12 protein-coding genes and 1 pseudogene are annotated in these 14,940 nt (G+C 39.0%); 9 read left to right on the forward strand and 4 right to left on the reverse strand.

All coding sequences use genetic code 11. The features are described 5' to 3' along the window. Positions 1-188: 188 nt before the first annotated feature. The 3 genes from PZ892_RS17745 to PZ892_RS17755 form a co-directional block, all read right to left on the reverse strand. Positions 189-662: a DNA starvation/stationary phase protection protein gene (locus PZ892_RS17745; protein WP_093099830.1), complete on the reverse strand. Its 474-nt coding sequence runs from the start codon at positions 660-662 to the stop codon at positions 189-191. Positions 663-695: 33 nt separating this feature from the next. Then, complete coding sequence (locus tag PZ892_RS17750; protein ID WP_093099832.1) at positions 696-1,475, reverse strand: SDR family NAD(P)-dependent oxidoreductase; 780 nt, start codon at positions 1,473-1,475, stop codon at positions 696-698. Between the two features lie 123 nt (positions 1,476-1,598). Next, the gene (locus PZ892_RS17755) at positions 1,599-2,513 is read right to left on the reverse strand and encodes an AEC family transporter (RefSeq protein ID WP_045754273.1); all 915 of its coding nucleotides are present in this window, start codon (positions 2,511-2,513) and stop codon (positions 1,599-1,601) included. 116 nt (positions 2,514-2,629) lie between these two features. Between PZ892_RS17755 and PZ892_RS17760 the strand changes: the two genes are divergently transcribed. Beyond that, entirely contained in the window at positions 2,630-3,154 is a 525-nt protein-coding gene (locus PZ892_RS17760) for an FUSC family protein (RefSeq protein ID WP_045754274.1), read from the forward strand. Positions 3,155-3,172: 18 nt separating this feature from the next. Continuing rightward, positions 3,173-4,018, forward strand: a complete 846-nt coding sequence (locus PZ892_RS17765) for an AraC family transcriptional regulator (RefSeq protein WP_045754275.1) — start codon at positions 3,173-3,175, stop codon at positions 4,016-4,018. Positions 4,019-4,463: 445 nt separating this feature from the next. On the opposite strand, the gene PZ892_RS17770 is transcribed toward PZ892_RS17765, so the two are convergent. Beyond that, on the reverse strand, positions 4,464-4,724 hold the full coding sequence (locus PZ892_RS17770; protein ID WP_045754276.1) for a hypothetical protein: 261 nt from the start codon (positions 4,722-4,724) through the stop codon (positions 4,464-4,466). Positions 4,725-4,738: 14 nt separating this feature from the next. Here PZ892_RS17770 and PZ892_RS17775 point away from each other — a divergent pair. The 7 genes and pseudogenes from PZ892_RS17775 to PZ892_RS17805 form a co-directional block, all read left to right on the forward strand. Further along, positions 4,739-5,383: pseudogene (locus PZ892_RS17775) on the forward strand (TraM recognition domain-containing protein); the annotation flags it as partial. 87 nt (positions 5,384-5,470) lie between these two features. Continuing rightward, positions 5,471-5,866: a hypothetical protein gene (locus tag PZ892_RS17780; RefSeq protein ID WP_066852706.1), complete on the forward strand. Its 396-nt coding sequence runs from the start codon at positions 5,471-5,473 to the stop codon at positions 5,864-5,866. A gap of 160 nt (positions 5,867-6,026) precedes the next feature. Then, positions 6,027-10,367, forward strand: a complete 4,341-nt coding sequence (locus PZ892_RS17785) for a CusA/CzcA family heavy metal efflux RND transporter (protein ID WP_094258357.1) — start codon at positions 6,027-6,029, stop codon at positions 10,365-10,367. Between the two features lie 66 nt (positions 10,368-10,433). Beyond that, entirely contained in the window at positions 10,434-11,591 is a 1,158-nt protein-coding gene (locus PZ892_RS17790; protein WP_086946604.1) for an efflux RND transporter periplasmic adaptor subunit, read from the forward strand. Positions 11,592-11,626: 35 nt separating this feature from the next. Beyond that, positions 11,627-12,196, forward strand: coding sequence for a cytochrome b/b6 domain-containing protein (locus tag PZ892_RS17795; RefSeq protein WP_094258358.1), 570 nt, complete (start codon positions 11,627-11,629; stop codon positions 12,194-12,196). Between the two features lie 11 nt (positions 12,197-12,207). Then, positions 12,208-12,969, forward strand: coding sequence for a phosphatase PAP2 family protein (locus PZ892_RS17800; RefSeq protein ID WP_093099842.1), 762 nt, complete (start codon positions 12,208-12,210; stop codon positions 12,967-12,969). A 10-nt stretch (positions 12,970-12,979) separates the two neighbouring features. Then, entirely contained in the window at positions 12,980-14,773 is a 1,794-nt protein-coding gene (locus PZ892_RS17805) for a heavy metal translocating P-type ATPase (RefSeq protein ID WP_093099843.1), read from the forward strand. Positions 14,774-14,940: the final 167 nt, after the last annotated feature.

Below are 14,940 nucleotides of genomic sequence, written 5' to 3' on the forward strand. Positions count from 1 at the left end.
TATACAACAAGATTAGGTTATTAAGCGGAATAATGCTAAATTTTAAAAACATTTGGCGAAATCAGAATTTACTAAAAAATAGAAATTGAGATCTATCCTAATAAGCTATAATAAATAAATGCAACTTGTTTAACTAAACGTTGCATTTGTTGCATTTGTTCAATAATATAAGAGATTTTAATAGATTACTACTTCAAATGTGCTCTTAACATCCACGCCATTTTTTCGTGGGTTTCAATAAATCCGGTGATGTAATCGCTGGTACCGGCATCGTTATATTTTTCCTGAACCGCATCAATACTACCCCTGATAAAATCGATTATAGTATCATGATCAGCCAAGAGTTCTGTTATAAAACCAGCACTGTCATTTTTTTGGTTAGAGACTTCGCTAAGATGCGTAAGTTCCAAAAATTCTTTTAATGTTCCGGGGGCATAATGACCTATCGTACGGATACGTTCAGCTACACCATCCATCAAGTCTGCCAATTGTTGATACTGACCTTCGAAGAAAATGTGCATAGAATGAAAGTCAGGTCCTTCAACATTCCAGTGTGCATTTCTTGTTTTGGTGTACAATACAAATTCATCTGCCAATAATTTACAAAGAATTTCGGCTACTGCCTGTCTGTTTTCGCTTTTAATTCCAATTTGCGTTTTCATTTCTTGATTTATTTATTTATTAATAATACTTTTTTACATAGTCATCCCACCATCAACAGCTATGGCTTGCCCTGTGATATGGGGAGCAGAAGCGATGAATAAAACCGCATCAGCAATATCCCCTGCACTCTGATCCACACCTTGCGGTATCAGTGTTTTCTTGTTACGTTCCCATGACTGACTTTCGGTTTCTCCGGCTTGTTTCCAGCGGTCTGCGATACCACCTTCACCACGCCACATCCCTGTACCAATGATACCAGGGCAAATAGCATTTACGGTAATTCCCGTTTCGGCAACCTCTTTTGCAATACTATTGGTAAAACCAATCACCGCAAATTTAGAAGCTACATAGTGTGATAAATGTGCCATACCCATTTTGCCGGCTATAGAGGCCGTATTGATAATGGCTCCGCTTTTTTGTGGTTTCATGACTTCTAACACCGCTTTAGTACATATAAAAACACCTTTTGCATTTACCGAAAGTACTCTGTCCCATTCATGTTCGTCTATTTCCTCGATACTTCCTATACCCACTACACCAGCGTTATTTACGGCTACGTCTAAACTTCCAAAGGTATTTATTGTTTCACTTACTGCACTTTTTACGGAAGCATAATCTGTTACGTCTACAGCCAAGGCCAAAGCTTTACCTCCAATTGATTTGATTTCTTTAGCCACTTTTTCTACGAATTCTTTTTTTACATCTGCCAAAGCTACATGGGCACCTTTCTTAGCAAAAGTCAAAGCAATTGCTTTTCCAATTCCGCCACCTGCTCCGGTTACAAATACTGTTTTATCTTTGAAATTGTCCATATTTCATCTTTCTAAGGTTAGCTATCTGTTCTTTATATTACAAATTTACTTTATTATCAGCCAAGTCTATTTGTAGAACGATGACAAAATGATGTAGAAAAGATTTAATCATTCTAAAATCTGTCAGATAACCAATAACTGCATAATGCTGTTCCAGAATGCTGTAGTAATAAAACCAACTAAAATGCTAACTCCGATAATCAGGTTAATTAACCTCGCATTAAGCCTGAATTGTTCTGCAATAATACTGGAAGTAATAAGGGTGGGCATTGCTGCTTCAAATACGCTTATACGTGCAATATCTCCTTTAATTCCTAACAAAATTGAAGCAATTAAAACCAATGCCGGAGCAATCATTAATTTGTATAACATGGACATTGAAATCTGGGAGATTTCCTGTTTCCATCCCTTAAATTTCAATTGTAACCCTACGGAAAAAAGAGCTAATGGTCCTACCGTAGCTGCCAATTTATCAAAGAAAGGTTCAGCTATGCTCAAATCTGTCACCTTAGATAAGATAAGTGCACCCATACAACCTATAAAGGGCGGAAAAGTCAGCAATCTTTTAACCAAAACTGATGCTTTTATTCCTTCTTTATCTGAACGGTTTCCTTTAATTGCTGAAATTATACCTACAGTGGATAAAAGTACAAACATCACTTGGTCGCAAATGATGGCTATGCTTAAATCTTGTTCGCCATAATATGCCATAATCAATGGAAACCCTATAAAAGACGTATTGCTGTAACCTCCAGCAAGCTCAAGTGTACTTCGGGAGCGTTGACCATACCCTTTGTACCGGGAATAAAATTCCATAAAAATCCAGCATCCAGCCCAAACCAATATAGGAGAAAGAGCAGGAAATAACATTTGGCTGCTCCATTCAATCTTAGGAATATATTTAAAAGAAACAGCAGGGAGTGCCAGATATAAAATCCATGTGTTGATTCCCTTATGTGCATCTTGCGGAATTAATTTTGCTTTTCGAAATATCATTCCGGCAATTATGCAGAATGCTATCATCACAAAATTGACCATAATTTCAATAATATTTTAACTATGCAAAATTAGCAGATTGGAATACCGCCATGTATGTATAAAATAAATAAAGGTTTGTATATTTGTGTTATATTAACCTATCTGAAAAATAATTTGTGAAATTTGAAATTTTTAAAGACCCCCCAGATGCCGGTATTGTTGTAAAAGCTTCTTTACTTACGCTTGTTATCCTAATTTCTTATTTTTTAGGTCTTGGGATTAATAAGTTACTACAACTTTCTGATGATTATTTAAGTGGTATATGGTGTGCCGTATCCGCTATTGTGGTCTTTGATGACCTCCCAAAAAATGCTAAAAGTCTGATGAAAGACCGACTTTTGGGCACATTTGTAGGAGTTTTGCTGACAACAATAATAGTTTACTTTACTACAAATCTTTTTTTGTCAATTGGCATTGCATTGTTCTGTACCTGTATTTTTATTTCTGTTTTTAAATGGACAGGAGCGTTAAAAATTGGATGTATTACTGTTATTATTGTTGGATTGAGCACCCATGACAAAGCTTTTGAAATTGTCTGGCGGTCAGGATTAATGCGTTTTCTTGAATCTGTTGCCGGATGTACTCTCTCTCTTGTCGCTACTATCGTCATAGAGCAAATAAAAATAAAAACGAACAAGTAATTTTTGAGAGAGCAAAGCATGACTAAACTAAAACAGTTTTTCCCGTTAGAAATATTAGATTTTGAAGAAGCTTCGTTTCACCTTACGATTCACGGTCAAAATTATTTTGAGCTGGTGTATATTTATGATGGAATGGGGATTCATCAGATTAATCAAAATCATCTTTCATATTGTTCAGGAGACTTATTTGTGATTTCTCCGGAGGATGAGCATAATTTTAAAATGGATACAAAAACCAGGGTCATCTGCATTAAATTTACAGATGACTATTTTAGCAGTAAAGAGCACTGGAAATTTCAAGATTATATGAATAACAATCCTGAAAGCATTATGAACAACAAAATCTTGAAGGAAGTTAAATTAGAATTTAGCCCGGAAATTCATCAAATACTACGAAATACAATTGATAATATACTTCTTTACAACAACTCGCATAATGTTGTTACATCACCTGTCGTTTTTCATCAGGTGCTTTCTGTTTTCGGCATTATAAAGGAAGCTATGCAGGATATGTCGCTTAACGGAAATGACCATTTTCCAGCAAGGGAACAATTGATTTCATATATCCATCAGCACATTTACATTCCTGACAAAGTAAAAATAAAGAATATTGCTTCACATTTCAACATTGCCACTACGTATTTCAGTGCCTATTTCAAACGTAATTTTGATATAAATTACCGAGAATACCTTAATCATTACCGTTTGATGCTTATTAATAAAAGACTGAAATCTGGACAATTTAACATGAGCCAAATTGCTGAAGAATTTGGATTTAATGATGAAAGCCATTTTTCTCATTTTTATAAGAACAACACAGGTCACAGTCCATCTCTTTATGATCTTTCTAAAAAAAAGAAATGACACAAGGAATTATAAAAAATAATTTTATTACAAAATGAGTTCATTAATCGGTCAAAATCTACTTCTCATAGCCAAACAAACCTGCCAAAAGTATAAGAGTAATTATCCTTATTAAATTCACTGTTCACAGCAAAATGAAGAACAATTATGGAAGTAATTGTAACCCTCCAAAAAAAGACAATCTAGAAAAATTTGTGATAAACTGTATTAGTGTTTTCAGTTCATAAAATAAAGAACTCTGGAAAATATCCTGTGACCATCCATGCTCTAATCAAATGTGCAATAATAATGAATTTCCTTTTGAATTTTATAGCACCGGTATGGTACGTTCGTTTTACATTATCAATGAGGATTTTAATAAAAAAGCGATATGACCCTAAAATAAAATTAGGGATAATCGATAGAGAATGAAAACAAAATAACACACAAAATGAATTGTCAATGTCTACTTGATCTTTTCAACAGCTGCTCGAACCTGCTGAAGATCGGGCTGTCTATCTATGCATTCCTGAACGCCCTCGGGATATCTCTCTAAGATGAATTCATTGAAATCCTTACAGCTCCTGAAAATATTGAACTGCTTGTCGTGGATGTTCCATACGATGCCTTTTCCCTTTATGGCGTTCTGTGCAATGGCAGCTCCACCGACTCCCCCCAGGCCATATCCCAGGCCCTGTTTCCATGAATTTGCCAACTCCAGCTCCATATATAGATAGTTATGGCCTCCAAAGAGCACCTGTCATTATAGACGAGTTACCGACAATTTATTTTAGAGGCTTGGACAATCTTATTGCAACGGCGAGAAGTAATAAGGTAGCGGTTTGCTTAGGCTTTCAGGATTTTTCCCAATTAATTCGTGACTATGGAGATAAGGAAGCTAAGGTAATTCAGAACACGGTCGGTAATATTTTTAGCGGTCAGGTCGTGGGCGAAACGGCAAAGAGCCTGTCAGAACGCTTTGGGAAAGTATTACAGAAACGCCAAAGTATGACGATTAACCGAAATGACAAATCAACTTCAATTTCTACCCAATTAGACAGTCTTATTCCAGCTTCAAAAATCAGTACACTTACACAAGGTATGTTTGTCGGTTCAGTGTCCGATAACTTTGACGAACGTATAGAACAAAAGATATTTCACGCAGAAATTGTAGTAGATAACGAGAAAGTTGCTGCCGAAACAAAAGCGTACCAGAAGATACCGGAAATTTTATCCTTTGTCGATGAAAGGGGAGAAGATAATATGAAACGGGATATTGAGAACAATTATCGTCAGATAAAATTAGACATTGTTCATATCGTGGAAAGTGAAATGGAGCGTATAAAGAACGACCCGAATTTACAGCATTTGATACAGGAGGGATAATATTGAATTTTTAAATCATTTATTTTGAAATATTTTAAATTACAGCGTCTTATAAAAGAGAGCAGACTTTTTTATTAACTTTGTTAAGTGAAAAAAATGTTTTCAATATTATTATTGTCTGTGTATTTAATTTCGACAACTGAATTAGGTCAGTTATTGAAGTTTCCTATACTTATAGAGCATTATTTCGATCACAAAGAAAAAAATCCGGAGGTTACTGTTTTGCAATTTTTGGAAGTTCATTACGCCGGGAGCCATCTGGAAAACCATCCACACGATGACGATTATGAACAAGACAAACAATTACCGTTTATCGTACATATCGATGTTTTGAATATCAGTTTTGTACTTGTCCCCCCTTTTAGTTTTGATATAGAAACCAAAAAACTTGTAGGCAAAGAACCCAAAACCTTGCCTTTGGACGATACATTTTCTGATAACAATTACCGTTCTGCCATCTGGCAACCTCCGAAATTCTGTTAATCTTTTTTGATTTCCACGATGAATCCTTTCATCGTGCATTTGCTGTTTGATAATACTTTCATTCGGGCAGTCGGTGTATTTTGTGTCCGCCTGTAGGATTGATCATGTATTGGAAACGTCAAATCTCTTTATTTATCATTTACGATTAACAGAATAAATTATGCTTACAAAAATCATTGAGTTTTCTGTAAAGAACAAACTCATTATAGCATTATTGGTTCTTGGTTTAATCGGCATTGGCTCTTATCAGGTAAGCAAATTACCGATTGATGCTGTGCCGGACATTACCAATAATCAGGTGCAGGTTATTACAATCGCTCCGTCTTTTGGGGCAACCGATATCGAACGTCTGGTTACTTTCCCAATTGAACAGGCGAACTCCAATATTTCCGGACTCAAAGAAATCCGCAGTTTCTCCCGTTTCGGATTGTCCTTGGTTACCATTGTTTTTGATGATGGTATTGATGTGTATTGGGCAAGACAACAAGTGGCAGAGCGGCTGCAACAGGTTCAGAATGAAATTCCGCAAGGTATCGGAACACCGCAATTAGGGCCGATTTCTACCGGTTTGGGCGAAATCTATCAATATGTCGTTCGTCCTAAAGAAGGTTTTGAACAAAAATACGACGTTACGGAACTCCGTACCATTCAGGATTGGATTGTGCGTCGACAGCTACTTCAGGTCAAAGGCGTAGCGGAAGTCAGCAGTTTTGGCGGTAAATTGAAGCAATACGAGATTGCCGTGAATCCCGACCGACTTAATGCTTACGGCATTACCATCAATGATGTTTTTGATGCACTGAATGCCAATAACCAGAACACCGGCGGTGCTTATATCGAAAAAGGGCCAACCGTTCTCTACATTCGGAGCGAAGGTTTGGTGGGCAATATTGAGGATATTCAAAACATTTCCATTACCAATAAAAACAACGATGTACCGCTGTTTATCCAAGATGTAGCTGATGTCAAAATTGGTTTTGCCACCCGTTACGGAGCGATGACTTACAACGATCAGGGCGAAGTTTCGGGTGCGGTGGTGATGATGCTGAAAGGTGCCAACAGTAGTCAGGTCATCAAAGATGTAAAAGCCAAAGTGGCTCAAATCCAGAAAACCCTGCCCGAAGGCGTGGTGATAGAACCCTTTCTTGACCGTACCAAAATGGTGAATAATGCCATCAGCACGGTAGAGAGAAACCTTATGGAAGGTGCTTTAATCGTGGTATTTGTCCTCGTTTTATTTCTCGGAAATTTCAGAGCCGGCTTACTCGTGGCTTCGGTGATTCCACTAGCAATGCTTTTTGCCATTTGTATGATGAACCTTTTCGGGGTGAGCGGCAATCTGATGAGTTTGGGTGCACTGGATTTTGGATTAATCATCGACGGAGCGGTCATTATTGTAGAAGCCGTCCTGCATCAGTTATCCCTCAATCCTAAGTTCAAGAGCCTGCTGAAAATTCCGTCCAATGATATGGATAGTGTAGTTACAGAATCTGCCGGAAGAATGATGAACAGTGCAGTTTTCGGACAAATTATCATCTTCATTGTGTACATTCCGATCCTAACATTGCAGGGGATTGAAGGGAAAATGTTCCGCCCGATGGCAGAAACGGTGGCGTTTGCATTATTAGGTGCATTTCTGCTTTCCCTAACCTACATTCCGATGATGAGTTCGGTTTTGTTGAAGAAAAGAAGTTTAAAACCTTCGTGGTCGGACAGGGTAATGAAGAAAGTAGAAGCGCTTTATTTGAAAACCTTGCTGAAAGTTTTACGCATTCCGAAAACCATTTTTACCATAATCGGGATATTGTTCATCACGGCAATAATTCTGCTAAGCAGAATGGGCGGCGAATTTATTCCGTCTTTGGAAGAAGGTGATTTTGCGGTGGATACCCGCGTTTTACCGGGCAGCAACCTTACCACCACGATTGAAAGTACGCAAAAAGCAGCCCATATCTTAAAAACCCGTTTCCCCGAAGTGGAAAAAGTGGTCACCAAGATAGGAAGTGGAGAAGTGCCTACCGATCCGATGCCAATGGATGCTTCGGATATGATGGTCATTCTGAAAGACAAAAAAGAATGGACTTCCGCCAAAACGTTTTCCGAATTATCAGAAAAAATGAGCAAAGCACTGGAAGATGTGCCCGGTATTACAGTTGGTTTTCAGTATCCGGTAGCGATGCGTTTTAATGAACTGATGACTGGTGCAAGACAGGATGTGGTCATCAAAATCTTTGGCGATAATCTGGATTCTTTGGTGCAAAATGCCAACCAACTCGGTAAAATCATTGAAACGGTAAAAGGTACACAAAACCTTTATATAGAACCGGTTTCCGGGCTTCCGCAGGTGGTGGTAAAATACAATCGTCCCGTGATTGCTCAGTATCATCTTTCTGTTGCAGATGTCAATCGGGTGATTAATACCGCATTTGCCGGACAGAGTACAGGTTTGGTTTTTGAAGGCGAAAAACGCTTTGATATGGTAGTACGCCTGAATGCCAGTGACCGAAAAAACATCAATGATATTCAAAATCTATTGGTTCCAACACCTGCAGGCAATCAGATCCCGCTCAATCAGCTGGCAACCGTAGATGTGGTGGAAGGTCCCAATCAAATTCAACGTGAAAATGCACAACGCCGTATTGTCGTCGGCTTCAACATCAAAGACCGTGATGTGCAAAGCATTGTGGAAGAATTGCAGGGTAAAGTGGACAAACAGATTAAACTTCCGGCCGGCTATTCTATTACGTATGGCGGTTCTTTTGAAAATCTGAACAACGCCAAACAACGGTTGATGATTGCCGTTCCGCTGGCATTGGCATTGATATTTGTCCTGTTGTTTATGGCGTTCAAGTCGATTAAAGAAAGTCTTCTGATTTACACCGCCATTCCGTTGTCGGTCATCGGAGGTGTATTTATGTTGAATTTACGCGGAATGCCTTTCAGCATCAGTGCTGCCGTTGGTTTTATCGCTCTTTTTGGCGTAGCGGTTTTGAACGGTATTGTATTGATTTCAGAATTTAACCGACTGCATAAAAACGGCATTAGAAATATCGTCAGAATTGTGATTGATGGCGGCGAAAGCCGATTGCGTCCGGTATTGATGACCGCAGCCGTTGCCTCCCTCGGCTTTATCCCGATGGCAATAAGCACAGGTGCTGGAGCAGAAGTGCAGCGACCTTTGGCGACCGTGGTAATTGGCGGACTGATATTGGCCACTTTGCTCACCCTTTTTGTCCTACCGCTTTTATATGTCAATATCGAAAATGGATTTAAAATGAAAAAACCAAAATCCAAACATGTCGCCTCTGTTCTGTTGATTTTTATGCTGTTTTCAGGAATAAAAATGAAGGCACAAACCATAATTTCTTTAGATGAAGCCGTGCAAACAGCGTTGCAAAACAATCGCAACCTGAAAAATGAAAAACTGCGTTCGGATTATGCCAAAGCATTGATTAAAACTTCTAATGCCGATATTCCGCAAACCGCAGTTACAGCAGATTACGGACAAATAAATAGTGCATACAACGATATGAAATTCGGGATTTCACAGAGCATCGCTTTTCCAACTGTGTATCAGAAACAGAAAAATTTGCATTCCGAAGAATGGAAAAAAAGCCAGTTTAATGTTTCGCTTAAAGAATTTGAACTGAAAAAAGCCGTCAGCCAAAGTTATTTCCAGATGGTGTATTGGAAAGATAAGGAAAAATTGCTGAATGAAACGTTGCAACTGTACACCCAATTTTTAGACAAAGCCAGTTTGCGTTTAAAAGCTGGAGAAAGCAATATTCTGGAAAAAACAACGGCTTCCAACCAAAAATCGGCAATTGAGATTCAGTTGAAACAAGTGCAGCAGGAAATAAAAACCTTGCAGTTGCAGTTCAGTTGGTTGCTCAATTCCGAAACGGAATATCTTCCTTTGGAAAATTCCAGACCGGTTCTTTTGCTTCAGGAAAATGCTTCGCATCCCTTGTTACATGTATTGGAACAGCAAAAAACGGTTGCCGGCAAACAAACCGAAGTGGAAAAATCCAGACTTCTTCCGGATTTGCAAATCGGTTATAATCTCAATTCGTTCAAAGGTATGGGACCTGATGATAAACTGTATTCTGCTACACCACAGTTTCATTCGGTGATGGTAGGTGTTGGCATTCCAATATTTTCAGGCGGACAAAAGGCAAGAATTCACGCTTCTAAAGTGGCGGAAAGCATTGCGGAAAACGATTGGCATAATACGGAATTTGCATTAGAGAAAAAACAGCAACAGCTCAAGCAAATGTATCAAACGAATCTCGAAATCATCAACCGTTACGAAACTGATGAACTGAAAAATGCAGACATCATTACCAAAACAGCACAGCAACAATTCATTAACGGAGAAATCAATTATCTGGAATTTGTAATGCTCGTCAATCAGGCAGTTTTGCTCAAAAGCAATTATGCAGATGCCCTATTGAAACTAAACGAAAGCGTGGTTGAACTGAATTATATCACGATTCAGTAGTTGATGAACAGGATATTTTAAACAGTAAACAGAATTTTTCAAATCAATATATAATTAGACAAGAAAATGAAAATATTAAAATTATACGGTTCTTATTTTTTGGTCTTGATAGTACTGCTTTCCGCAGTTCAATGTCAACAAAAACAAGAAACCACCGCCACCAAAACTGCAAATCCGAAAGACGAAAACACGGTTATTTTCACCGATGCACAGTTACACAATACCCCCATTGAAACCGCGGAACTGTCGATGCAGCATATTTCCACCGTATTGAAACTCAACGGTAAAATTGATGTACCACCGCAAAATCTGGTTTCCGTAAGTACACCGCTGGGCGGCTATCTGAAAAGCACCCGCCTTTTGCCAGGGATGAAAGTAGTTAAAGGTCAGGTAATTGCCGTTATTGAAAATCCGCAGTTTGTACAGTTGCAGCAGGATTATCTGATGGCAAAATCCAAATACCACTTTGCCCAACTGGATTATAACCGACAAACTAAGCTCAACCAAAGCCAGGCAAGTAGTGATAAAGTGATGCAGCAGGCACAATCCATTATGAGCGATCAGAAAATTCTGATGAATTCCATTGCCCAGCAACTGAAGTTGGTCAACATAAATCCGGCTAAGATATCTGCCGGAAATATTCAGCAGAGCGTACCTGTCTATAGTACCATCAACGGTTTTGTGAGCAAGGTGAATGTGAATGTAGGCAAATATGTAACGTCTTCGGATGTGCTGTTTAAACTCATCAATCCTTCTGATATTCACCTCAATTTAAAAGTGTATGAAAAGGATTTGGAAATGCTGAAAACCGGGCAACAGATTGTGGCTTATACCAATGTAGATCCTTCAAAAAAATATGCCGGTGAAATTTTGCTGACGAGTAAAGACGTGGACGGAAGCGGCATGGCTGAGGTTAATTGTCATTTTGAAAAATACGATCCTGCACTCATTCCCGGAATGTATATGAATGCCGAAGTGAAAACAGAAAATTCTTTTGCCAATGCTATTCCGGAAGAAAGCGTGGTGGATTTTGAAGGGAAAAGTTATGTCTTTACAGAAACCGGGAAACAGACCTGGAAGATGGTCCCGGTCACATTGGGAATTTCCGAAAATGGCTTTGTTGAAATCCTCAACTTTGCTGATTTTCAAGGTAAGAAAATCGTGGTCAAAAACGCCTATACCATATTGATGAAGTTGAAAAATACCAGTGAAGATGAAGAATAACAGTCAGATAAAATCTGATATAAAAATTTAAAATAATGAGAAATTCAACAAAAATATTTACCCCGCTTCATCGTGGTTTACACTGGGGCACAGCTCTACTAATGACGGTTTTGTTTATCACCGGATTTCTTCGGATCAACTGGATGGGTAAAAAAGCCATTCTGGGAGCTATTGAAAAAAATATGCAAGGCATTGATTTAACCAATGAACAAACCATCGTAACAGTAAAAAGCATTCTGGACCCTATGTGGCAATGGCACGTATATGCAGCGTATGTTTTCTTTGTAATCATTGCGGTTCGCATCATTTATATGTTGGTAAAGGGCATTCGTTTTCCAAATCCTTTTTCGGCAAATACATCAGCAAAAGAAAAATTTCAGGGATTTATTTATCTGCTATTTTACTTGTTTGTGATTGTTTCATCCATCACCGGAGCCTACCTGAAATGGTGGAATGGAGACCTGAAAGATGCAATGGAAACCATTCATAAATGGGCAATTTACTGGTTTCCGATTTTTATTATTTTGCATTTTGGCGGGATTTGGCTGGCAGAAAAAACAGCTCAAAAGGGAATTGTTTCCAAAATGATTGGCGGAGATGATTAATAAATTTAAGAATGAGACATTTATTATTGATACTCATATTGTGCGTTTATCAATTGGGAATAGCACAAACGGATAGTTTGGTAACAGGTCAAAAGATGGATCAATCATTTGACCACGCCTATCAATTTAAATATAAAAAGCTGATTGTACCTTCTGTTTTTATCGGATACGGAATCCTAAGCCTGACGTCTGATGATCTGAAACAGCTGAACCGTTCCACCCAATATGAAATTGGGGAGCATCAGCCGGATAAAATAAAACTGGATAATTATACCCAATACGTACCTGCAATATTGGTTTATGGATTAAATGCTATTGGACTTAAAGGAAAACATAATTTGAAAGACCGAAGTATTATTTTAGGCACATCGTTGCTGATTTCAAGTGCTGTCGTATTACCTACCAAGCATTTGGTGAGAGAAGAACGACCAGATGGTTCTAATAATTTGTCGTTTCCTTCGGGACATACTACAACTGCTTTTACAACAGCACATTTTATGTTCCGTGAATATCAGGATGAAAATATTTGGTTAAGTTTGTCTGGTTATCCAATTGCTGTTTTTACGGGAGTTTATCGCATTTTGAATGATAAACATTGGGTGGGTGATGTGGTTGCAGGTGCCGGTATTGGAATTCTCTCCACAGAAGTTGCCTATTGGTTGTTCCCAAAAGTCAGTCAATTATTTTCAAAAGATCATAGCAAAAATAGTGCTCTTGTATATCCGTTTTATCAAAATAAAACAATGGGATTAGGTTTGTCTTTAAACTTTTAAAATTATAAAAATGAAAAATATATATAAATTCATTATCGTTCTCAGCATTGCCTTAGTGGCACTTGTTCTGGAATTTATCCTGAAAGAACCGCATTATGCTAAAATCTTAATTACGGCAACCGGCATTTTGATGTCCATTGTTCTTCTGAAAGGAATGATCGACGTGCTTCGTTCCGGGAATTTTGGCGTGGATATTTTGGCGATTTCTGCCATTGCTGCAACCTTAGCTGTTGGTAATTATTGGGCGGCACTCATTATCCTCATTATGATTACCGGAGGTGATTCGTTGGAAGATTATGCCCAGAAAAAAGCCCGGAAAGATTTAAAATCATTGCTTGATAATACACCCCGAATTGCTCATAAAAAAACAGGAAACGATTTACATGATGTTCCTGTGGAGGATATTAAAATCGGTGACATCATCATCGTAAAACCCAAGGAAATTATTCCCGTGGACGGAATTTTACTGAGTGCAGAGGTGCTGCTGGACGAATCTTCGCTCACGGGCGAATCCAAACCCGTCAACAAAACCAAAGGCAACAGCTTATGGTCGGGTTCGGTGAATGGTTCGGGAGCCATTACCATTCAGGTTTCCAAACTCGCCAAAGACAGCCAGTACCAGCAACTCGTGCAATTGGTGCATAATTCCGAAAAAGAGCCGGCACATTTTGTGCGAATGGCGGATCGGTACGCTTTGCCTTTTACCATCGTTGCTTTTTTAATTGCCGGAATTGCTTATTTGATTACCAAAGATCCCAACCGCATTGCCGAAGTGTTGGTGGTGGCTTCGCCCTGCCCGCTGATTCTGGCGGCTCCCATTGCCCTGATAGCCGGAATGAGCCGTTCCAGCAGAAATGGGGTGGTGATAAAATCCGGGACTGTCATCGAAAAACTGGACAGAATGAAAGCCATCGCCTTCGATAAAACCGGAACCTTAACCAAAGGCGATCTTACTGTGGACGACATCATCCCGGAAAATTCTTATTCGCAAGACGAACTGATTGATTTTGTAGCCAGCGTAGAACAGCAGTCTTCCCACGTTTTGGCGGTTTCGGTGATGAAATATATCGGGGATAAACCGATTCCTCTGGCAACAGATTTAAAGGAAATAGAAGGAAATGGTATTGAAGGAAAAGTAAACGGCAAACTGGTGAAAGTGGGTAAACTGAATTTTGTAACGACCGAACCCATTTCAATTAAAACGGAAAAAACCTCGTTATTTGTTTCGGTGAATGACAAATATGCAGGGGAAATCACCTTTACCGATGAAGTGCGCCCCGAAGCCCGGCAAACCATTGCCCAATTAATAAAAATGGGTATCCAAAAAATTATGATGATTTCCGGCGACAAGCAAAGTATTTCTGAAAACATTGCCAAAGAAATTGGCATTACGGAAGTGCACGGTGGCTGTTTGCCGGAAGACAAACTGAAAATCCTGAAAAGTATGCCCGACGAATTTCGCCCGGTTGTAATGGTGGGTGATGGCGTGAACGATGCACCGTCGTTAACCGTTGCCGATGTAGGCATTGCGATGGGTGCTAAAGGATCGAGTGCCGCCAGCGATTCGGCTGATGTGGTGATTTTAAGAGACAATCTGCAAAAAGTGAGTGATACTATTCTCATTTCCAAAGAAACGATGAAGATTGCCCGTCAATCCGTTTTCATTGGCATTGCCGTTTGTACCGTGCTTATGCTGATTGCAGCCTTCGGTGTTTTACCGGCATTGATTGGTGCAGGATTGCAGGAAGTGGTGGATCTGATTTCCATTACCTCGGCATTAAGGGCTTTGAAGGACAGAACGTAACCACAACATTTGTTAATTGTCAGGAAAACCTTCAAAGGTCGCTGTTCAAGCAAAATAAAAACGTCCATAAAGACCGAAGGGTCGATAATGACCTGTTGAAAGGCATAAAGGGTTGTTAAAAAGAATCGCTTCTAATTAAGCAATTTTAAAAGGGGATTGTCATTCCT

Origin of the sequence: Sphingobacterium sp. WM (assembly GCF_029542465.1) — a bacterium.
GTDB lineage: Bacteria > Bacteroidota > Bacteroidia > Sphingobacteriales > Sphingobacteriaceae > Sphingobacterium > Sphingobacterium cellulitidis.